This is a genomic window from Mesorhizobium loti R88b, assembly GCF_013170845.1.
In the GTDB taxonomy this organism is placed as follows: Bacteria; Pseudomonadota; Alphaproteobacteria; order Rhizobiales; family Rhizobiaceae; genus Mesorhizobium; species Mesorhizobium loti_B.
The window spans coordinates 6,534,180-6,555,768 of the sequence record NZ_CP033367.1 but is presented as its reverse complement, the minus strand read 5'-3'; the positions used below and the strand labels follow the sequence as shown (position 1 = coordinate 6,555,768).

General features: G+C 61.9%; 17 protein-coding genes and 1 tRNA gene. 12 read left to right on the top strand and 6 right to left on the bottom strand.

Annotated elements, in window-relative coordinates; all coding sequences use genetic code 11:
• Window positions 1-40: 40 nt before the first annotated feature.
• Window positions 41-1,135: a hypothetical protein gene (locus EB235_RS31805; RefSeq protein ID WP_152536311.1), complete on the top strand. Its 1,095-nt coding sequence runs from the start codon at window positions 41-43 to the stop codon at window positions 1,133-1,135.
• Window positions 1,136-1,522: 387 nt separating this feature from the next.
• On the opposite strand, the gene EB235_RS31800 is transcribed toward EB235_RS31805, so the two are convergent.
• From EB235_RS31800 to EB235_RS31790, 3 genes are all read right to left on the bottom strand, one after another.
• Window positions 1,523-2,767 (bottom strand): tyrosine-type recombinase/integrase, encoded by a 1,245-nt coding sequence (locus tag EB235_RS31800; protein ID WP_051371565.1) that lies wholly within the window; start codon window positions 2,765-2,767, stop codon window positions 1,523-1,525.
• Between the two features lie 212 nt (window positions 2,768-2,979).
• A tRNA-Phe gene (locus EB235_RS31795) sits at window positions 2,980-3,055 on the bottom strand.
• A gap of 326 nt (window positions 3,056-3,381) precedes the next feature.
• Window positions 3,382-4,254, bottom strand: a complete 873-nt coding sequence (locus tag EB235_RS31790) for a helix-turn-helix domain-containing protein (protein WP_027033474.1) — start codon at window positions 4,252-4,254, stop codon at window positions 3,382-3,384.
• A 104-nt stretch (window positions 4,255-4,358) separates the two neighbouring features.
• Here EB235_RS31790 and EB235_RS31785 point away from each other — a divergent pair, with 104 nt between their 5' ends.
• The 5 genes from EB235_RS31785 (at window position 4,359) to EB235_RS31765 (ending at window position 10,564) form a co-directional block, all read left to right on the top strand.
• Window positions 4,359-5,630: an ABC transporter substrate-binding protein gene (locus EB235_RS31785; protein WP_027033475.1), complete on the top strand. Its 1,272-nt coding sequence runs from the start codon at window positions 4,359-4,361 to the stop codon at window positions 5,628-5,630.
• A gap of 89 nt (window positions 5,631-5,719) precedes the next feature.
• Window positions 5,720-6,580 carry a carbohydrate ABC transporter permease gene (locus EB235_RS31780; protein ID WP_010914049.1) on the top strand — a complete coding sequence of 287 codons (861 nt, stop codon included), beginning with the start codon at window positions 5,720-5,722 and terminating at the stop codon, window positions 6,578-6,580.
• Complete coding sequence (locus EB235_RS31775; RefSeq protein ID WP_027033476.1) at window positions 6,577-7,413, top strand: carbohydrate ABC transporter permease; 837 nt, start codon at window positions 6,577-6,579, stop codon at window positions 7,411-7,413. Before EB235_RS31780 ends, EB235_RS31775 begins: the two co-directional genes overlap by 4 nt.
• 8 nt (window positions 7,414-7,421) lie before the next feature.
• Entirely contained in the window at window positions 7,422-8,501 is a 1,080-nt protein-coding gene (locus EB235_RS31770) for an ABC transporter ATP-binding protein (protein WP_027033477.1), read from the top strand.
• Between the two features lie 35 nt (window positions 8,502-8,536).
• Complete coding sequence (locus EB235_RS31765) at window positions 8,537-10,564, top strand: aldo/keto reductase (protein WP_027033478.1); 2,028 nt, start codon at window positions 8,537-8,539, stop codon at window positions 10,562-10,564.
• 24 nt (window positions 10,565-10,588) lie between these two features.
• On the opposite strand, the gene EB235_RS31760 is transcribed toward EB235_RS31765, so the two are convergent.
• Complete coding sequence (locus EB235_RS31760; RefSeq protein ID WP_171878162.1) at window positions 10,589-11,644, bottom strand: AraC family transcriptional regulator; 1,056 nt, start codon at window positions 11,642-11,644, stop codon at window positions 10,589-10,591.
• 66 nt (window positions 11,645-11,710) lie between these two features.
• Here EB235_RS31760 and EB235_RS31755 point away from each other — a divergent pair, with 66 nt between their 5' ends.
• From EB235_RS31755 to EB235_RS31730, 6 genes are all read left to right on the top strand, one after another.
• Window positions 11,711-13,177, top strand: a complete 1,467-nt coding sequence (locus EB235_RS31755) for an alpha-glucosidase/alpha-galactosidase (RefSeq protein WP_027033480.1) — start codon at window positions 11,711-11,713, stop codon at window positions 13,175-13,177.
• Between the two features lie 100 nt (window positions 13,178-13,277).
• Window positions 13,278-15,359 carry an ABC transporter substrate-binding protein gene (locus EB235_RS31750; RefSeq protein WP_027033481.1) on the top strand — a complete coding sequence of 694 codons (2,082 nt, stop codon included), beginning with the start codon at window positions 13,278-13,280 and terminating at the stop codon, window positions 15,357-15,359.
• A 115-nt stretch (window positions 15,360-15,474) separates the two neighbouring features.
• A complete protein-coding gene (locus tag EB235_RS31745; RefSeq protein ID WP_027033482.1) occupies window positions 15,475-16,482 on the top strand; it encodes an ABC transporter permease in 1,008 nt (335 codons plus the stop codon).
• Window positions 16,483-17,622, top strand: coding sequence for an ABC transporter permease (locus tag EB235_RS31740; protein ID WP_027033483.1), 1,140 nt, complete (start codon window positions 16,483-16,485; stop codon window positions 17,620-17,622).
• 10 nt (window positions 17,623-17,632) lie between these two features.
• On the top strand, window positions 17,633-19,300 hold the full coding sequence (locus tag EB235_RS31735; protein ID WP_027033484.1) for an ABC transporter ATP-binding protein: 1,668 nt from the start codon (window positions 17,633-17,635) through the stop codon (window positions 19,298-19,300).
• 19 nt (window positions 19,301-19,319) lie between these two features.
• A complete protein-coding gene (locus EB235_RS31730; protein ID WP_027033485.1) occupies window positions 19,320-20,690 on the top strand; it encodes an alpha-glucosidase/alpha-galactosidase in 1,371 nt (456 codons plus the stop codon).
• A gap of 69 nt (window positions 20,691-20,759) precedes the next feature.
• Here EB235_RS31730 and yacG read toward each other — a convergent pair whose 3' ends face one another.
• Together yacG and EB235_RS31720 are read right to left on the bottom strand one after the other, a co-directional pair.
• Window positions 20,760-20,957 carry a DNA gyrase inhibitor YacG gene (gene yacG, locus EB235_RS31725; RefSeq protein ID WP_027033486.1) on the bottom strand — a complete coding sequence of 66 codons (198 nt, stop codon included), beginning with the start codon at window positions 20,955-20,957 and terminating at the stop codon, window positions 20,760-20,762.
• The gene (locus EB235_RS31720) at window positions 20,954-21,580 is read right to left on the bottom strand and encodes a Maf-like protein (protein WP_027033487.1); all 627 of its coding nucleotides are present in this window, start codon (window positions 21,578-21,580) and stop codon (window positions 20,954-20,956) included. Before EB235_RS31720 ends, yacG begins: the two co-directional genes overlap by 4 nt.
• Window positions 21,581-21,589: the final 9 nt, after the last annotated feature.

The following is a 21,589-nucleotide window of genomic DNA, read 5'->3' as shown; positions in this document are numbered from 1 at the left end:
CACACTCGACTCCGATTTCACCATGTTCTGGCGACGGCGCTTGTCGGCCAAGAAGCGTAAGGTCCTTCTCGTGATTGGTCGCGGTTTCGACGTCAGAACTCTTGAAACTGCTCGACGCTTGCATGCCCTGGACGCCGATATATCGGTCTGGCAGTTGGTGTTCGACAACGGATTGGGCGACAGCCCGAAGCGATCGGAACTCACGGCGACCAACCACGAAGGACTCTTGAAACTCGTTCCCGCGGAAAAGATCGTTGCAGTGCCGATCGAGATTGGAGGCCCCGTAGGCGCTGCTGTAACTCCACGAAATACCAAAGCTTCATTGGACAGAGCGGGAGATTGTCGCGACTTTGACGATGTCATTGTCGACATCAGCGCTATGCCGCGCATGGTGGCACTTACCGCTGTCAGCGTTCTTCTCTTCAAACTTGATAAGCTGGCCGAAGCCAACGGCCCAAGCGTAAATCTTCACGTGACCACATCCGAGAGTGTTTCTGCGGATCTCGGCGCGGCAAAAGGCAGTCTCAGGGACAGCGTAACCTTCGTCCTTGGCTTCTCCGGACATCTTGAAGAGCAGACTACTCAGAATTGGCCGCGGGTGTGGTTTCCTGTTTTGGGTGAGGGTCAGCGTGACCGACTGCATCTCATACAAGACCATGTGAACCCGGATGAGATTTGCCCGGTTATCCCTTTTCCTACGAGAAAGCCACGGCGAGGGGACGAGGTGGTTGGTGAGCACCGTGACACTCTGTTCGACGACTTCAAGGTGGAGCCGGCAAACATCTTGCTAGCAAGCGAATACAATCCGTTCGAGGCTTACCGCCAAATATTTACGGCCATGGAACGATACAAAAAAGCTCTCAAACCTATGGGTGGCTGTAAGCTGTTTGTGTCGCCTCTCTCATCAAAGCTGCTTTCGATTGGCGTGTTGCTCGCGTGTTATGATCATAAGTTTGGAAAGGGCTCTAGCGACCGCTTTGACGTAGGCATCCCCTATGTCGAGACAGCTGTATATGGAGATCCCGAGCAAAATGCTGAAACTGCCGATTTTGAACTTCACTCGTTGTGGATACGCGGGGAATGGGAGGAGCCGATTCCAGCCACCGCGTCGGCAGCAGTGACGGCGGCAACATAACACCGAATGATGATCATGCTGGCCCGTTGGAGGCTGAACCACCGGAATGGCTGGTTACTCGTTTTCGCCTTTCGAAAGTCGCCGTTCCGGTCTCGGCCCCAAACCAGCCACGTTCGTCACGGTTAATCGACCCTTCTTGTGGGCCGACGAGACGCCGCGGAGGGAATACTAGTCCTCCTCCTGGTCCTTAGGTTCGCCAGACCATACGAGAGAATACGAAGGAAATGTGTGGCGAACCAGACGCTAAAATATTGATTTAATGTGGAAAACGATGACCATCCGGTTCTGTCACATTGGTCGCCCACTTTCGGTTTTTCGATGGGGTTCAGTGTGATTTTCGGAGGTTGGAGATTTGTCTCGGCGTTTGGTCGACCGTCGATGTTGGATTCAACGTAGATCTCGCGACGGCGTATGGACGGTGGATTTGCCGTGTCCCCCAATCGAGATTACCCCCGCGTCTTTGCTCTCGAGTTCATCCAGATAATCGGCCCACCATTGCATCATCTTGATGCGCTCTTCCCAGTGCTCCGCCCGGGCGTAGGCCCGACGAACGTCGTTGCTCTCAATGTGGGCCAGCTGCCGTTCTATGGCGTCCGGATGCCACTTTCCACATTCGTTTAGCAGAGTTGATGCCGTTGCTCGAAAACCATGCGCGGTAGCTTCTTCTTTGCCGTAGCCCATACGGCGCAAGGCAGCGTTAAGCGTGTTGTCAGAAATCGGACGCGAACGCGACCGAACACTGGGAAACACCAGTGCTCCACCATCAGAGATTTCTCTAAGTGAGGTCAGGACGCTGACGGCCTGTCTGGAAAGAGGTACGCGGTGCGGCCGTCGCATCTTCATGCGTCCTTCAGGGATGCTCCACACTGCGCTTTCGAAATCGAACTCGTCCCATTCGGCCGCGCGCAGCTCGCCGGGGCGGGGAAACAGCAGGGCCATCAGCTTCAGAGCGGCTCGGGTGGTAGGCTGTCCGTCAAATGCATTAATCGCCCTCAGCAAGCCTCCCAAGGCCTTAGGATCGGTAACTGCGGCACGCGGGGTGACCGTCGGACCGACCAGTGCGCCCCTCAGGGCGATCGTCGGATCTACATCGGCGCGTGCGGTTGCGATTGCATATCGAAACACGCTGCCGATGGTGGAGCGCAGTCGCCTTGCCGACTCGTATCGACCGCGAACCTCCACGCTGCGGAGAGCGACAAGAATTGTGGCCGGATCGATCTCCCGAACGCTTTTGTTCCCAAACGTTGGATAGGCAAAGTCGAGCAACCATTTGACCTTGGTGATGGTCCGGTCGGCACGTCCCTCCTTCTTCAGCTTGTCGACATAGTCCTCCGCGATTGAGCGAAAGGTGTCCTCCGCCGAAGCCTTTTGCGACTTACGCTCCTGTGCGGGGTCGATGCCACGTAGGAGGAGACGTTTGGCGGCATCGCGCGCCTCGCGTGCCTCAGCGAGGGAGATGAGGGGATAGCTGCCCAACGCCAGAAGCTTCTGTTTGCCGCCAAAACGATAGGCGAGGCGCCATAGGCGAGATCCGGTAGGCTGCACCCAAAGCTGGAGCCCGCCACCGTCAGACAATTTTACGAGCTTAGAAATGGGTCGGGCATTTCGGCATTTTACGTCGGAAAGGGCCATTTTCGGGACCTCCATTTGGCTGCAGCGATACCATCAGCATCTCCAATACCACCGAAAATACCAGCCCCCCGCCTCGTTGGACCAACTGCGCCGAAATTCCACAAAACCCGACCATCCGCGCTTTGCGCGCCGAAATCAGTAAGGATTTCAGCTAGTTGCCGAGACAGAAGCGTAGAGGCTTCGGCGAAAGAGACTGTCGGGAGAAGAGGGGATGGTGCCCAGAGGCGGATTCGAACCACCGACACGCGGATTTTCAGTCCGCTGCTCTACCAACTGAGCTATCTGGGCCTGTTCCGGCAAACGAAATTGCGTGAACCGGATTTCATCAAGGCGCCGTGGGCGCCCCTTGAAAGCGCGTGGGTTATAGCACGGGAATTCAGCCTGTCCAGCGCCTAGGTGGCGATTTCCGGCAGGAAAAGAGAGGCTGTGGAAAGGGCGGCTTCATCAGGTGCTTTCATCACGACAATAGCGCGCGGGCGGGCCTCTTTCAGCCTTTTTGGCCTCTGTCCCGGTGCCGCCATGGTGCGCTGCACCTGCCGGGATCCGCTCTTAGCCGACGATCGAGATGCCGCAATGCGCTACGTCAACAGGCCAGCGGCAGCGGGCCATCACTTCTATCTGGCGCTTGGCAGACCCTTACGAAAATCGGACGGCGTCATGCCGGCCAGCTTGCGGAACGACTTGTTGAAGGCGCTGAGCGAGCCGAAGCCGGAGTCCATGGCGACGCGCAGCACATTGGCGTCCTGGTGCATCAACAGCGCCTGCGCGTAGCTCAGCCGCAGCAGGTTGACATACTCGTTGAGCGTCATGCCGGTCGATTTCTTGAACAGGCTCATGGCGTATTTGGGATGGATATCGGCCGCCCCGGCAATGTTCATGCAGTCGATGTCGTAGAGGAAGTTCTCGGCGATGAAATCGCACATGCGCCCGACATTGCGCGACGATTGCTGGTCGAAGGGGCTGCCGGCGTCCTGTCCGGCCGCGGTTTCGGGCACCAGCCGATAGGTCTCGAACCGCACCCGCTCCAGCCGCAGCAGAAGTTCGTTGACGGCGTGCTCGGCCTTTGCCGGGTCGCCCGAGCGGGCATAGCGGTTCCAGCGAGCGAAATTGTCGTTGTCGGACTGATCGGTGGCGTCGGTCACCAGTGTCGCGCCGGTCATCAGCCGGTGGCGCACGTCGGCCGGCAGATGCAGCCGGAAGAAATGCACCAGCGGCAGATGCGCACCGGCATAGACGGCGTCGTCTGAGAGATCGTCCATCTGGTGCGGCAGGCCGCCCCAGAAGAAGCACATCTCGCCGGCCGAAAGGGAGATTTCGTGGTCGTTCATGCGGTAGTGCACGCTGCCCCGCACGATGAAATTCACCTCCACCTGGGCGTGCCAATGTGGCTTCAGCATCACCAGTGGACTGGTGTGAAACATCTGCAGGAGCAGCGGCAGGCCTTCCACGCTGCTGGCGCCTGGCTGGTAAAACGGCCGTTCCGGCATCTTACTTTCCGCCAATTCCGTATTCCCTTTGTCGGGGACAAGCCTTCCGCGCTGCATAGTCTAGCCGGGCTCGCAGAGAGAGCAAATGAAATGGGAGGATTTCAATGCGCATCACACTGACTTGCGCCGCGCTCGCGCTTGGCCTGGGCTCAGCCCCCGCCTTCGCGCAGTCCGGCGAAATCACGATCTGGAGCTGGAACATCGCCGCCTCCTCGCTGAAGGCGACAATTGCCGGCTTCAACAAGCTGCATCCCGACATCAAGGTCACCGTCCAGGATCTCGGCAACCAGCCCACCTATGACAAGTCGATCGCCGGCTGTGCGGCCGGCGGCGTCGGCCTGCCCGACATCGTCACCATCGAGAATGGCGAGGCCGAGAATTACTGGAGCCAGTTCCCCGACTGCTTCGTCGACCTGCACACGCTGGGCTACACGGCGGAAGACCAGAAGAAATACCCCGATTTCAAACGCACCGAGCTCGAGGTCGGCGAAAAGGCCTATGCCATGCCATGGGATTCCGGCCCGGTCGCCGCCTTCTATCGCCGCGACTTCTACGAGAAGGCAGGCGTCGACCCGGCATCGATCAAGACCTGGGACGATTTCATCGCCGCCGGCAAGAAGGTCCAGGCCGCCAATCCGGGCGTGTCGATGACCAATGCCGATTTCAACGGCGACAGCGAATTCTTCCGCATGATCTCCAACGAACAGGGCTGCGCCTATTTCGCCGAGGACGGCCAGTCGATCACGGTCAACCAGCCCAAATGCGTCGACGCCATGACCAAGGTTAAGGAGATGAAGGACGCCGGCATCGTCTCGTCCGCCGACTGGGGCACCAAGATCACCAACAACACGGCGGGCACCGTCGCCACCCAGGTCTATGGCGGCTGGTATGAAGGCACCATCCGCACCGAATCGGCCGGCGAAAACGGCAAATGGGGCGTCTATCTGATGCCGAGCCTGACCGCCGACGGCCCGCGCGCCGCCAATCTCGGCGGCTCGTCGCTCGCCATCACTTCGGCCTCGAAGAACAAGGACGCGGCCTACGAGTATCTGAAATACACGCTCGGAACCAATGAAGGCCAGATCACCATGCTGAAGGAGTTTGGCCTCGTCCCCTCGCTGGTCTCGGCGCTGAACGATCCCTATGTCAGCCAGGGCCTGCCCTACTGGGGTGGTCAGGCGGTGTGGAAGGATATTCTGGGCACCTTGCCCAAGGTCGTGCCCAGCCGGGGAACCCAGTTCCAGAGCGATGCCGAAATCATCGTTCGCGCGGTGCAGACCAAATATCTGGGCGGTGGCTATCCCGATGCCAAGGCGGCACTCGACGACGCCGCAAAACAGATCGCCGCGGCGACCGGATTGCCGGTCAAATCATAACCTCCCAAGGAGAGGGTCCGGGACGGCTCGTGCCGCCCGGACCTTTCGCCTGGAAGCTTGTCTGAGACATCGGAAAAAGGAGGAGGAAGATGCGTAACCGCAACGCCACGGCCTATCGTTTCCTGGCGCCCTATCTGCTGATCTTCTCCGTCTTCTGGGTGTGGCCGATCATCTCCTCGTTCATGATCTCGTTCCAGGCGACGCGCACCGTGCCCTGGCGTTTCGCGCCGGGCTTCAACTGGGGCCGGCTGATCGGCGATCCGGCCTTCTTCAACGCGCTGAAGAACACGCTGCTCATCCTCGTCATCCAGGTTCCGGTGATGATCGCGCTGGCCATGGTGATGGCGGTGCTTTTGAATTCGCCGCTGTTGAAGGCGAGGGGGCTTTACCGCTTCGCCTTCTTTGCTCCGGTGGTGGTCGGCGAGGTCGCCTATTCGGCGGTGTTCCGGCTAATGTTCAGCCTCGATTTCGGCATCGTCAACAAGCTGTTGAACAGCGTCGGGCTGCCCAAGATCGACTGGTTCTCCAATGTCACACCGGCCATGGCGCTGATCATGATCGCGGTCACCTGGCGCTGGGCCGGCTACAACGCCATCATCCTGCTCGCCGGCATGCAATCCATCCCCGAGGACGTTTATGAGGCGGCAACGCTCGACCGCGTGAGCAAGCTCAAGCAGTTCTTCTACATCACCTTGCCGCTGCTGAAGCCGGTCATCGTCTTCTGTCTGGTGCTGTCGATCATCGGCACCATGCAGCTGTTCACCGAACCGTTCCTGATCACCGAGCGCGGCGGACCGGGCGGCGGCACCGAGACACTCGGCCTGCTGCTCTACCGCCAGGGGTTCCGGTCGCTCAATTTCGGCTACGCCTCGGCCGTCGCCTACACCATGGCGGCACTGGCGATCGCGATCACCCTGGTGCAGCTCTGGCTAACGAGGGAAAAACAATGAGTTCGCTCTCCTCCGCCCGGCTGAGACGCAGCATTGCGCTGCATCTTTTCCTCACCCCGCTGGCGCTGATCTGGCTGTTTCCGCTGTGGATGATGGTGGTGTTCTCGACCATGCCCGACAACGGCATCTTCAGCCCCGGCATCGAACTTCTGCCGCATGGCAATTTCGTCGACAATTTCAACAATCTGCAGCGCGACACTGACTTCGTCGGCGCCATCGGCATCTCGGTCTCGGTGGCGGTGACCTACACCATCCTGTCGGTGCTGCTGACGTCGATGGCCGGCTGGGCGCTGGCGCGCTACCAGTTCTTCGGCAAGGGCGTGGTCGTCGGCATCATCTTCGGCACCATCACGCTGCCCTACGCGGTGGTGCTCATCCCGCAATTCATCATGGTGGCGCGCGACTTCCAGCTCGCTAACACCTGGGTGGCGCTGATCGTGCCGCCGCTGTTCAATTCGCTCGGCGTGCTGTTCATGCGCCAGAGTTTTTCGATGATGCCGGACGATTTGTTCGACGCCGCCCGCGTCGAGGGCGTGAAGGAGTGGCGCATCTTCCTGTTCGTCGCGCTGCCGCTGGCGAGGCCGATGCTGGCCGCGCTCGCCATCATCCTGTTCCTTGCCTCCTGGAATAACTATCTCTGGCCGCTTTTGATCAACAGCCAGCCGGGTTCGATGACGGCGCCGGTGGCGCTCGGCACGCTGATCGGCCTCACCAAAGTGTCGTGGGGCGGCATCATGGCGGGCGCCGTGATGCTGACGGTGCCGATGCTCATCGTCTTCGTGCTCTTGCAGCGCCATTTCATCGCCGGCATCGCCGCCGGCGCGGTCAAGTAAGGGGCAGCATGGCAACCGTCACCCTCAACAATGTCGTCAAGCGCTTCGGCGCCTTCGAAGTCGTCCATGGCGCCAACATGGACATCAAGGATGGCGAGTTCGTCGTCTTCGTCGGACCCTCCGGCTGCGGCAAGTCCACGCTGCTCAGGATGATCGCCGGGCTCGAGGACATCAGCGGCGGCGAGATCGCCATCGGCGGCAAGCTGGTCAACGATGTCGAGCCGGCCGACCGCGGTATCGCCATGGTCTTCCAGTCCTACGCGCTCTATCCGCATATGAGCGTCGAGCAGAACCTCTCCTTCGGCCTGCGCATGACCGGCAACCCCAAGGCAGACACCGAGCGGCGAGTGAAGCGCGCGGCCGAAATTCTGCGCATCAGCGAATTGATGGACAGGCGCCCGAAAAAACTCTCTGGCGGCCAGCGCCAGCGCGTCGCCATCGGTCGCGCCATCGTGCGCGAACCGCAAGTGTTCCTGTTCGACGAGCCGCTCTCCAATCTCGACGCTGAACTGCGCGTCCAGATGCGAGTCGAGATCTCGCGCCTGCACAAGGAACTCGGCACCACCATGATCTATGTCACCCACGACCAGACCGAGGCGATGACGCTCGCCGACCGAATCGTCGTGCTGCGCGCCGGTCATGTCGAGCAGATCGGCCGGCCGCTCGATCTCTATGACGATCCCGATAATCAGTTCGTGGCTGGTTTTGTCGGCTCGCCGAAGATGAATTTTATCAACGGCCGTGTTGTCGGGCGCAACACGCGCAGCGTCACGGTCGAGCTTGCTGGCCAGGAGCGGACCCGCATCACGCAGCCGTTGGTGGATGCCGCGCCTGAAACAGGCAGCAAGGTCATCGTTGGCGTGCGGCCCGAACATTTCGGCAGTTCAGGGGAAGGCGACACCGACCTCGTCGTTACCATCGACGTGGTCGAGCATCTCGGCGGCACGAGCTTCCTCTACGCCCGGACCGCCAATGGCGAAGATGTGGTGATCCAGCGCGACGCGGCGAAGGTCCCCACCACCTCCGAAGTCACCGTTTCCATCCGCAAATCCTACCTGTTCGACGAAAAAGGGCTGCGCCTGCGCTGACCGGCCGCCCCTCCCAGCCTTCAAGGAGAATGACAATGACCGCAACCACGCCCATTCGCTGGGGCATTCTCGGCCCAGGCGGTATCGCCCAGGCCTTCGCCGGCGGCGTGGCCGCTTCGCACACCGGAAGACTGGTCGCCATCGGCGCGCGCAACCCCGGCAAGCCGGGCCTTGCCGAGAAATTTCCCGGCGCCCGCATCGTCGACGGTTACGAAGCGCTGCTCGCCGATCCCGGCATCGATGCCATCTATATCGCGATACCGCATCCCGGCCATGCGCAATGGGCGATCCGGGCGGCGGAGGCCGGAAAACATGTGCTGTGCGAAAAGCCGCTGGCGCTCACCGCTTTCGAGGCCGACGCCATGATGCATGCCGCGCGGAAGGCCGGCACCTTTCTCGGCGAAGCCTTCATGTACCGGCTGCATCCGCAGACGCTGAAGCTGGTGGAGCTGATCAAGTCAGGCGTCATCGGCGAGATCAGGATGATCAAGTCGAGCTTCGGCTTCGCCATGCCGGGCTTCATGCCGGAGCACCGGCTCTACGCCAACGATTCTGCCGGTGGCGGCATTCTCGACGTCGGCGGTTATCCCGTGTCGATGGTGCGGCTGATTGCCGGGGCTGCGGCAGGCCTCGCCTTTGTCGAACCGGACAAGGTGGTGGGTACTGCCCATCTTGGCCAGTCCGGCGTCGACGAATGGGCCTCGGCGCTGCTGCACTTTCCCGGCGGCATCGTCGCCGAAGTCTCCTGCAGCATCTCGCTCAACCAGGACAATGTGCTGCGCATCCTCGGCACCAAAGGTCGCATCGAAGTGCCGGACTTCTGGTTCGCCGGGGGAAATCGCGATGTCGGCCTCGGCCGGATCGACGTGATCGGCGCTGACGGCGCAAGCGAGACCATCAGCGTCGACGAAAAACGCCATGTCTATTCCTTCGAGGTCGACGGCGCCGGCGAGGCAATCCTTGCCGGGCGGCAGGAATTCACCTGGCCGGGCATGGATTGGGCCGACAGTCTCGGCACCTTGCGCGTCCTCGACAGATGGCGCGCTGCCGTCGGGCTGGAATACGAGATCGAGAAGGCCGCGCTGCGCACCAGCACCATCTCTGGTCGGCCCTTGCGGTCCGGCGGCACCGCGATCGGCAAGCGCGCCATTCCGGGCCTGGCAAAACCAGCGTCTATAGTGGCGCTCGGCTTCGAGGATTTCCGCACCTTCTCCTCCGGCTCGATCCTGCTCGATGCTTTCTTCGAGGCCGGTGGCAATCTGTTCGACACCGGCTTTGTCTATGGCGCCGGATACACCGAAAAGCTGCTTGGCGAATGGCTGAAAAACCGCGGCGTGCGGGAGCAGTCGGTGATCATCGCCAAGGGCGCGCATTCGCCGCTCTGCTATCCCGACGTGATCGGCAAGCAGCTTGCCCAGTCGCTCGACCGCCTGCAGACCGACCATGTCGACATCTATTTCATGCACCGCGACAATCCGGACGTGCCGGTCGGCGAATTCGTCGATGCCATGGATATCGAGGTGAAGGCCGGCCGCATCCGTGGCCCGTTTGGCGGCTCGAACTGGACGATGCAGCGCATGGATGAGGCGATTGCCTATGCGCAGCGCACCGGCAAGCAGAAGCCCGGTGCGCTCTCCAACAATTTCTCGCTGGCCGAAATGCTGGAGCCGATCTGGGCGGGCTGCGTCACTTCCTCCACCGATGACTGGAAGGCCTGGCTGACATCCAGGCAGATGCCGAATTTCGCCTGGTCGAGCCAAGGTCGCGGCTTCTTCACCGACCGCGCCGGCCGCGACAGGCGCGACAGCGAGGAACTGGTGCGGGTCTGGTACTCGGAGCGCAATTTCGGCCGCCGCGACCGCGCGATCGAACTCGCCGCGCGGCTGCGCAAGAGCCCGATCCACATCGCGCTGGCCTATGTGCTCAACCAGCCTTTCCCGTCGGTTCCCTTGATCGGGCCGCGCACGCTGGGTGAGCTCGACGACAGCCTGCGTGCCCTCGACATCAAGCTTTCACCGGCCGATCTCGAATGGCTGGACGGCGGCAGCCTGCACGCCGCCTGATGCATGAACAAGGATCCAGAGGCGTCAGCTCTCGTCGTCCGAGACCCTGACGCCGCGTCTGGCCGGGGTCCGCAGATTGGCATACATGCCGGTGGTGCGGAATTGGCTGGGCGTGGTGCCGTAGAGGCGGCGGAATACCTTTGAAAAATAGTTTGCGTCCTCGAAGCCGCACAGGATGGCGACTTCCTTCACCGGCAGGAAGTCCGCCTTGGTCAGTAGTTTCGCCGCGCGCTGCAGGCGCTGCTGCAGCACGAACTCAGCCGGCGGCAGACCTTCGCTCTCGGCGAAGCAGCGTGAGAAATGGGCGCGGCTGAGACCACTGATCTGGACCAGGTCCGCCACCTGTAGCGGCTTGTCGAGATTGGCGTTGATATGGTCGATGACCGGCTGCATGGCGCTCTGCTTCTCGGCAAAGGCATGGGAGCCGAAGACATCGTCATAGAGCGCCATCGCCGCCTCGTAGGCGATGGCGGACGCGGCACCCGGCGACGCCGCCCCCTTGACGAGACGCAGGCTGCAATCGGCAAGGTGGTCGATCGTCGCCGGCTGCAGCCGGAACACCGGACCGGAGACGCTGAGGATCGACTTGTGGATGCGCAACGCCTCCTCGCCATTCATGGAAATCCAGAAATATTCCCAACGCTCGTCGCTGCCCAGCCAGTAGCGGTGGTTGTGCGGCACCAGCACCAGCAGCGTGTCGTCCTCCTGCAGGCGATAGTTGCGATTCTCGTAGCGCAGCCGGCCGGTCCCGCTGATCGTGTGCTGGAGCACGGTGAACGGCGTCTGGCCGCGTTTGCGCCCGTCCCAGTCGTAGGTCTCGTCCTCGCGCACCTCATAGCCGGTGCTTGTCGGCATGGCATGCAGGCGCTGGCGGCCGCGCGGCAGCGAGATCGTGCGCATCGACTGTCCGTTGGCGATTAAATCCTGCAGCACAAAATTACCCTTGAAAGCATAATCCTTCTCTGGTCGCGCTCGTGAATAAGGGCATAATCCCCCTCGAAAAGCGAGAGAGATCCGCAGGTGAGGAGCGGACAGGGAGGTTGGCAGGCCGGAATCCGGCTTGTCGCGCACACATGTCATGGCATGTGGCCGCAACCCACCCCTGTCATTCCCGGCCTGTCGCTAGAACAAGATGAGGTGCGGCTGATGAGTTTCAAAATCGCTATCATCGGTGCCGGCAGCGTCGGATTCACCAAGAAATTGTTCACCGACATTCTCTGCGTACCCGAATTCAGGGATATTGAATTCGCGCTGACCGATCTCAGTGAGCACAATCTCGGGATGATCAAGGCTATCCTTGACAGGATTGTCGAGGCGAACGGATTGCCGACCAGGGTGACGGCGACGACGGATCGCCGCAAGGCGCTCGAAGGCGCGCGCTACATCATCAGTTGCGTGCGGGTCGGCGGCCTGGAGGCCTATGCCGACGACATCAGGATTCCGCTGAAGTACGGCATCGACCAATGCGTCGGCGACACGATCTGCGCCGGCGGCATTCTCTATGGCCAGCGCAACATTCCGGTGATCCTCGACTTCTGCAGGGATATCCGCGAGGTCGCCGCGACCGGCGCCAAATTCCTCAACTATGCCAACCCGATGGCGATGAACACCTGGGCGGCGATCGAATACGGCAAGGTCGACACGGTTGGGCTTTGCCACGGGGTCCAGCACGGCGCCGAACAGATCGCCGAGGTGCTGGGCGCCAAGTCCAGGCACGAGCTCGACTATGTCTGTTCCGGCATCAATCACCAGACCTGGTTCATCGATCTGCGGCTGAACGGTCGCAAGATCGGCAAGGATGAACTGGTTGCCGCCTTCGAGGCGCATCCTGTCTATTCCAGGCAGGAGAAGCTACGCATCGATGTCTTGAAGCGCTTCGGTGTCTATTCGACCGAAAGCAACGGCCATCTCTCGGAATATCTGCCCTGGTACCGCAAGCGCCCTGACGAGATCACGCGCTGGATCGATATGTCGGACTGGATCCATGGCGAGACCGGTGGCTATCTCCGCTACTCCACCGAAACCCGCAACTGGTTTGAGACGGAATATCCGCAATTCCTCGAAGCGGCGTCGAAGCCAATCGACCCCACAAAACGCTCCAACGAACATGCCAGCCATATCCTCGAAGCGCTGGAGACCAACCGCGTCTATCGCGGTCACTTCAATGTCAGGAATGAAGGCATCATCACCAACTTGCCGCAGGACGCCATCATCGAATCGCCCGGCTTCGTCGACCGTTTCGGCATCAACATGGCCGCCGGCATCACGCTGCCAGAGGCTTGCGCGGCCACCTGCATGTCCTCGATCAACGTCCAGCGCATGTCGGTCCATGCCGCGATATCGGGCGACATCGATCTCTTGAAGCTCGCTGTCCTGCATGATCCGCTGGTCGGCGCGGTGTCGACGCCGGAGGAAGTCTGGCAGATGGTCGACGAAATGGTCGTCGCCCAGGCCGCCTGGCTGCCGCAATATGCGCATGCGGTTCCGGCGGCCAAGGAGCGGCTGTCGAAATCTACGGTCAAGACCCGCGAATGGGCCGGAGCCGCGCGGCGAAATGTCCGCTCGATCGAGGAATTGCGCGCCGAGAAGGCCGCCCTGAAGCAGACCGGCTGAAACCTCGGGCGCAGCGGCGGACCTTGGGAGGCAGGTCCACCGCAGTCGGCGTCCAGGCAGAAGACGAGCAGCAGCAAATCTGAACACGAGGGAGGAGATAATGAGGAACCTACGCAGCATTGGCATTGCCGCCGGACTGGCGCTGAGCGTCTCCATTCCGGCACTCAACGCTTTCGCTTCCGAACCGACGGCCCCGCCGACACCGGCGACATTTCCGGCCGAGGGCAAGATCAAGTATGTGGCGCGTGACTCCATCCTGGAGTTCAAGGCGCTGCCGGAATATCACGAGCCGGACTGGGTGACCGACAAATACGTCAAGACAGGCAAGCTGCCGCCGGTGAAGGACAGGCTGCCGAAGGAGCCGCTGGTCTTCAAGACCGCCAACATGCCTGATGGCGTCGGCGTCTATGGCGACACGATGCGCCATGTCATCGGCGGACGGCCGGAAGGCTGGAATTATGGCGCCGGCCAGACGCAAGGCTGGGGCGGCATCGATATCGGTCTCTCCGAATGCCTGACGCGCACCGCGCCGCTGTTCCAGGTCGAGGCCAAGGACACCGAACCGCTGCCGAACCTCGCCAAGAGCTGGGACTGGTCGAAGGACGGCCACAAGCTGACCATGCATCTGGTCGAGGGCGCCAAATGGTCCGATGGCGTCGCCTTCAACGCCGACGATGTCATGTTCTACTGGGACGACGAGGTGGTCGATCCGAACGTCTCGCCGCTCAACGGCGCGACGCAGGAAACCTTCGGCGTCGGCACGACGCTGAAGAAGATCGACGATTACACCGTCGAGTGGACGTTCAAGGACGCGTTCCCGAAACAGTATCTCTACGCCATGGCTTATGGCACGTTCTGCCCCGGCCCCGCGCACATCTTGAAGCCGCAGCATCCGAAATACTCGAAGAACACCTACGACCAGTTCAAGAACGCCTTTCCGCCGGAATACATGAACATGCCGGTCATGGGTGCATGGGTGCCGGTCGAGTATCGCGCGGACGACATCATCGTCATGCGCCGCAACCCCTACTATTGGAAGGTCGACGAGAAGGGCAACCAGCTGCCCTACCTCAACGAGCTGCAGTACAAGCTGTCGACCTGGGCCGACCGCGACGTCCAGGCGGTCGCCGGCTCGGCCGACTTCTCCAATTTGGAGCAGCCGGAAAACTTCGTCGCCTCGCTGAAGCGCGCAGCCGAGGCGAATGCGCCGGCAAGGCTCGCCTTCGGCCCTCGGCTCATCGGCTACAATCTGCGCCTGAACTATTCCGCCAATGGCTGGGGCAACCCGGACGAGCGCAGCCAGGCGGTCCGCGAACTGAACCGCAACGAGGATTTCCGCAAGGCCGTCACCATGGCGCTCGACCGCAAGGCGCTGGGCGACTCCCTCGTCAAGGGCCCGTTCACCGCCATCTACCCCGGCGGCTTCTCCTCGGGCACCAGCTTCTATGACCGCAAGTCGACCGTCTACTATCCTTTCGACCTCGCGGGCGCCAAGGCCGAACTCGCCAAGGCTGGCCTCAAGGATACCGACGGCGACGGTTTCGTGAATTTCCCGGCCGGCACGGCCGGCGGCAAGAATGTCGAGATCGTCATGCTGGTCAACAACGACTACGGCACGGACAAGAGCCTCGCCGAAGGCGTCGTCGCGCAAATGGAAAAGCTCGGGCTTCGGATCGTGCTCAACGGTCTCAACGGCACGCAGCGCGATGCTTCCCAATACTCCGGCCGTTTCGACTGGCTGATCCGGCGCAACGACCAGGAACTGACCTCCGTCGTGCAGAACACCGAACAGCTCGCGCCCGTCGGCCCGAAGACCAGCTGGAACCACCGCGCGCCGGAAAGCGGCGAGGTCGACCTGATGCCTTTCGAAAAGGACCTCGTCGACATCGTCAACAAGTTTGTCGCGTCGGAGGACAATGACAAGCGCGCCAGCCTGATGAAGGAGTTCCAGAAGATCTCGACCGAACACGTCTATAATGTCGGCCTGACGGAATATCCCGGTGCGCTGATCGTCAACAAGCGCTTCTCGAACATTCCGCAGGGCACGCCGATCTTCATGTTCAACTGGGCCGAGGATTCGATCATCCGCGAACGCGTCTTCGTCGCGGCCGACAAGCAGTCGAAATTCGAATTGTTCCCGCAGCAGCTTCCCGGCAAACCGGGAGACAAGGGCCCGATGTAAGTTTACCTCCCCTGACCAAGAGAGACCCGGCCGCGCTGCTGGCGCGGCCGGACAGACCAACCCTCCGAACGTCCTTTAACGGGAGCGTCCGGCGAGATGAGGAAGCGGACCGTCCATGCTGCGATTTCTGCTCATGCGCATAGCGTCGGCAATACCGGTCCTTGGCATTCTGAGCCTCGTCACCTTCGCCATCATCCAGGCGCCACCCGGTGACTATGCCGACTACATCCGCTCGCAGCTGATCAACCAGGGCGGCGCTTCCTTCGCCGAGGCCGATGCGCAGGCGCAGGCCTACCGCGTCGAACATGGCCTCGATAAGCCGCTGCCCGTCCAGTATCTCAATTGGATCGGCGGCATCGTCACCCGCGGCGATTTCGGCTACAGCCTCTACTACAACAAGCCGGTGGCCGACGTCGTTGGCGAGCGCCTGCCGCGCACGCTGCTCCTGGCGCTGGTCTGCCATCTGCTCGCCTCGGTGCTGGGCATCACCTTCGGCATATGGGCGGCGACAAGGCAATACACCTGGATCGACACGACGCTGTCGGCGATCTCCTTCCTCGGCATGACGGTGCCGCGCTTCCTGATGGCGCTGATCATCGTCTATCTCCTGGTCTTCCAGTTCAACGTGTCGGAGATCGGCTCATTCTTCTCGCCGCAATATGGCGGCGCGCCATGGTCGTGGGCGAAGTTCGTCGACCTCGTCAAGCATGTCTGGCCGGTGGTGGCGATCGCCACCTTTGGCGGGCTCGCCTACAATATGCGTGTCATGCGCGGCAATCTTCTGGATACGCTCAACGCGCAATATGTCGAGACGGCGAGAGCCAAGGGCCTGACCGGCAGCGCCGTCGTCATGCGCCACGCCGTACCCAACGCGCTGCACCCGCTCGTCATGTATCAGGGCGTGGTGCTGCCTTATATGCTGACCGGCGAGATCGAGACGGCGATCATCTTCGCGCTGCCGACCGTCGGTCCGGCGATCGTCGGCTCGATGGCGGTCGGCGACGTCTATGTCACCGCCACCTTCATGATGGTGCTGTCGGCAACGCTGATCGTCGGCAACATCATCGCCGACATGCTGCTTGTCCTGCTGGATCCGCGCATCCGCCAATACGGAGAGAGCTAGATGCTGGCGCGCGATCCATCACCGCCACCCTTGCCGGTAGAAGGCCCCATCGTCGTCAAACCGGCGCGCGGCAATGAGAGCTACATCGCGCTGGTCTGGCGTCGGCTGAAGCGCTCCTGGACCGGCATGGCCGGCCTTTGGCTGGTCGTGCTGTTGCTGGCGATGGCCGTGTTCGCAGAATTCCTGGCGCCGATGGATCCGAAGGCGACCGATGTCGGCTTCGCGCCGCCGCAGCTGCCTTCCTTCCACGACAAGGACGGCAATTTCGTCGCGTGGCCGAGGGTCTATGCGCTGGCCGATTCGACCGATCTCGATCCGGTCACCTTCCAGCCCATCGTCGGCCCTGACTATGACCATCCGAGGCTGCTGGGCTTCTTTGTCGAGGGCGCGCCCTACAAGCTCTTCGGGCTGATCCCGGCGGACCGGCATTTCTTCGCCTCGACGGACGGCCAGCCTGTGCATTTCCTCGGCACCGACAAGTTCGGCCGCGATGTGCTGTCTCGCGCCATCCATGGTTCGCGCGTCTCGCTGATGATCGCGCTGACGGTGGTCTTCATCATCACCGTCATCGGCACCACGGTCGGCATGGTCTCCGGCTATTTCGGCGGTCGGTTCGACGTCTGGATGCAGCGCTTCGTCGAACTGGTGCTCGCTTTCCCGCAACTGCCGCTCTACCTGGCGCTGACGACGCTGATCCCGGTCACCGCGCCGACGAATGTCTTCCTCGCCTTCGTCATCATCGTCATGTCGGCGCTGGGTTGGGCGCAGATGTCGCGTGAGGTGCGCGGCAAGACGCTGGCGCTGGCGCGCATCGAATATGTGCGTGCCGCCATGGCGGTCGGTGCCACCGACCGGCGCATCATCCTGCAGCACATCTTGCCCAATGTGATGAGCCACGTGATCGTCGCCGTGACGCTGGCGATCCCGACCGTGGTGCTGCTCGAATCCTTCCTTGGTTTCCTTGGCTTCGCGGTCAAGCCGCCGCTGATCTCTTGGGGGTTGATGCTGCAGGACACAGCGACCTACTCCGTCATCGGCACCTATCCCTGGATCCTGTCGCCGGTCGGGTTCGTGCTCGCCACCGTCTTTGCCTTCAACGCGCTGGGCGATGGCCTGCGCGATGCCGTCGACCCCTATTGAGGTGGCTGGGATGACGATAGCGCTCGCAGACACTTTCGCACCCACCGTTCGTCATGATCATGACGGACGGCAGGACCAGCCCATCATCGATGCCCGCAACATCGAGGTTGCCTTCAAGGTCGAGCATGGCGTCGTCGAAGCAGTCAAGGACATCTCGTTCCAGCTCTATCGCGGCGAGACGATCGCGATCGTCGGCGAATCCGGCTCCGGCAAGTCGGTGACGGCGCGTACCGTCATGGGATTGCTGTCCAGGCGCGCCACCGTGTCGCCGAAATCGAGCGTCTGCTACGACGGACAGAACATCCTGAAATTCCCGGAGAGCGAGCGGCGCAAGCTACGCGGCAACCGCATCTCGATGATCTTCCAGGAGCCGATGAGCTCGCTCAACCCGATCTACACGGTCGGCAGCCAGATCGTCGAGGCGATCCGGGTGCATCGCAAGGTGAGCCGCCGCCAAGCCTGGGCGCGGGCGCTCGAACTGCTGCGGCATGTCCAGATTCCCGAGCCTGAGGCGCGGCTCAAGCAATATCCGCACCAGCTCTCGGGCGGGCAGCGCCAGCGCGTGATGATCGCCATGGCGTTGGCCAACAATCCCGACGTTTTGATCGCCGACGAGCCGACCACCGCGCTCGACGTCACCGTCCAGGCGCAGATCCTCAACCTGATCCGCAATCTGCAGAAGGAGTTGCGGATGGCGGTGATCCTGATCACCCATGACCTCACCGTGGTGCGCAAATTCTCCGACTACGTCTATGTCATGCAGCAGGGCGAAATGTGCGAACACAACGTCACCGAGCGGCTGTTTGCCGATCCGCAGCATCCCTACACGCAGCGGCTGCTCGCCTCCGAACCGCGCGGCCGGCCGCAACCACTTCCTGAGGGCTGCGGCACCATCCTCGAGGCAAACGGCGTGCGCGTTTCATTCATGCTGCGCCACGGCAGTTTCCTGAAGCCGGATTGGCGCGAGCTGGTCGCCGTCGACGATCTCGGCCTCACGCTTTGCCGCCACGAGACGCTGGGGCTGGTTGGCGAATCCGGTTCCGGCAAGACGACCTTCGGCCAGGCGCTGCTCAGATTGACCGACGCCAAGCGCGGCGAGATCCGTTTCGACGGCAAGCCGATCCACGGCCTCTCCCGGGCCGAGATGCGGCCTTTGCGTTCGCGCATGCAGATCGTCTTCCAAGACCCGTTCTCCTCGCTCAACCCGCGCATGACGATCGGCCAGATCATCGAGGAAGGGCTGATCGTCAACAGCATCGGCGCGACGCGGCGCGAGCGGGTCGACCGGGTGCGCGAGGCGCTGGTCAGCGCCGGCATGCCGGGGGATATCTTGTCGCGCTTTCCGCACGAATTCTCCGGTGGCCAGCGCCAGCGTGTCGCCATTGCCCGCGCCATCGCGCTCGAACCCGAATTCATCCTGCTTGACGAGCCGACATCGGCGCTCGACCTCTCGGTGCAAGCGCAGATCATCGACCTGTTGCGCAAGCTGCAGGATGAGCGCGGTCTGAGCTATCTCTTCATCTCGCACGACCTCAAGGTGGTGCGCGCGCTATGCCACCGCGTCATCGTCATGCAGAACGGCAAGATCGTGGAGCAGGGACCCGTCGACGAGGTCCTCACCAATCCCAAGACCGCCTACACCGAACGGCTCGTCAGGGCCGCTTTCGACGTGGCCTGAACATATGCCGGAGGTTAGCATGGCAAGACATCCCAGGATCACTTTCATCGGCGCCGGCTCGACCGTGTTCATGAAGAACATTGTCGGCGACGTGCTGCAGCGGCCGTCGCTTTCGGGCGCGACGATCGCGCTGATGGACCTCAACCCGCAGCGGCTGGAGGAGAGCGCCATTGTCGTCAACAAGCTGATCTCGACGCTTGGGGTAAAGGCCAGGGCCGAAACCTATACCGACCAGCGCAAGGCGCTTGCCGGCGCCGACTTCGTCGTCGTCGCCTTCCAGATAGGCGGCTACGAGCCCTGCACGGTCACCGATTTCGAAGTGCCGAAGAAATACGGCCTGCGCCAGACGATCGCCGACACGCTCGGCGTCGGCGGCATCATGCGGGGTTTGAGGACTGTGCCGCATCTGTGGAAGGTCTGCGAGGACATGCTCGCCGTCTGCCCGCAGGCGATCATGCTGCAATACGTCAACCCGATGGCGATCAACACCTGGGCGATATCGGAGAAATATCCTGAAATCAAACAGGTCGGCCTCTGCCATTCGGTGCAGGGCACGGCGATGGAACTGGCCCACGATCTCGACCTTCCCTACGACGAGATACGCTATCGCTCGGCCGGCATCAACCATATGGCCTTCTATCTGAAATTCGAGCATCGCCAGCCCGACGGCTCCTACCGCGACCTCTATCCCGACCTGGTGCGCGCCTATCGTGAAGGCCGTGCGCCCAAGCCTGGCTGGAACCCGCGCTGCCCCAACAAGGTGCGCTACGAGATGCTGACCAGGTTGGGCTATTTCGTCACCGAAAGCTCGGAACATTTCGCCGAATACACGCCCTATTTCATCAAGGAGGGCCGCCCCGATTTGATCGAGAAATACGGCATTCCGCTCGACGAATATCCCAAGCGCTGCATCGAGCAGATCGAGCGCTGGAAGGGACAGGCGCAAGCCTATCGCTCAGCCGACCGCATCGAGGTCGAGCAGTCCCGGGAATATGCCTCCTCGATCATGAATTCTGTCTGGACCGGCGAACCGTCGGTGATCTACGGCAATGTCCGCAACAATGGCTGCATCACCTCGTTGCCCCGCGATTGCGCCGCCGAAGTGCCGTGCCTGGTTGATGCCTCCGGCATCCAGCCGACCTATATAGGCGACCTGCCGCCGCAGCTGACAGCGCTGATCCGCACCAACATCAACGTCCAGGAACTGACGGTGCGGGCGCTGATGAGTGAGAACCGCGAGCACATCTACCACGCGGCGATGATGGACCCGCACACGGCAGCCGAGCTCGATCTCGACCAGATCTGGTCACTGGTGGACGATCTTCTCGCCGCTCATGGCGACTGGCTGCCGGCATGGGCGCGCGTGAGTCGCAAGACCGAGGCGGCCTGACGAATGCATGTCGCCCAAAAGTGGGTTCCGGTTTTGGGGCGACGACAGGCATAAAAACAAAGCCAGGCCTTACTTAGGACCGTCGTTGTCCGGCTCTTCCTCGTCGTCGCGGGCGGAGATGACATATGCGCCCTTCAGCCATCGGTTGAGGTCGATGTCCTTGCAGCGCGTCGAGCAGAACGGAAAGGTGTCGCGCGCCGAGGCCTTGCCGCATTCGGGGCAGGGCCGCTTTGGACGGAGCGGCGTGACTTTGGAGTCGGAATTCATGGCCGCGCGGACAGCCAGTTCTGATGGATTTTGAAACCTTCGCCCGACAGCAGCGCCACCGTCTCATAGAGCGGCAGGCCGACGATGTTGGTGTAGGAGCCGACCAGCTTGACGACGAAGGCACCGGCGATGCCTTGGACGGCATAGCCGCCGGCCTTGCCGCGCCACTCGCCAGAGGCGACATAGGCGTCGATCTCCTCGCGCGGCAACCGCTTGAAACGCACCCGCGTCTCGACCAGCCGCTGACGCAGCTTGCCGCCGGGCGTGATCAGGCAGATGCCGGAATAGACCCGGTGCGAACGGCCGGACAACAGCCCGAGGCAGTTGGCGGCGTCGTCAAGCGTTTCGGCCTTGGGCAGGATGCGCCGCCCGACCGCGACCACCGTGTCGGCGGCCAGCACGAAACTTGGCGCATAGTCGGTCTCGGTCTTCAGCGACGCGAACGCCTTCTCGGCCTTTTCCTTCGACAGCCGCTTGGCCAGAGAGCGCGGATGCTCGGCACGCAGCGGCGTTTCGTCGATATCGGCTGGCAGGATACGGTCCGGCTCGATGCCAGCCTGCTGCAAGAGTTCGATGCGGCGCGGCGAACCCGAGGCAAGCACCAGCTTCTGCAAAAGGCTCATCGCGGTTCG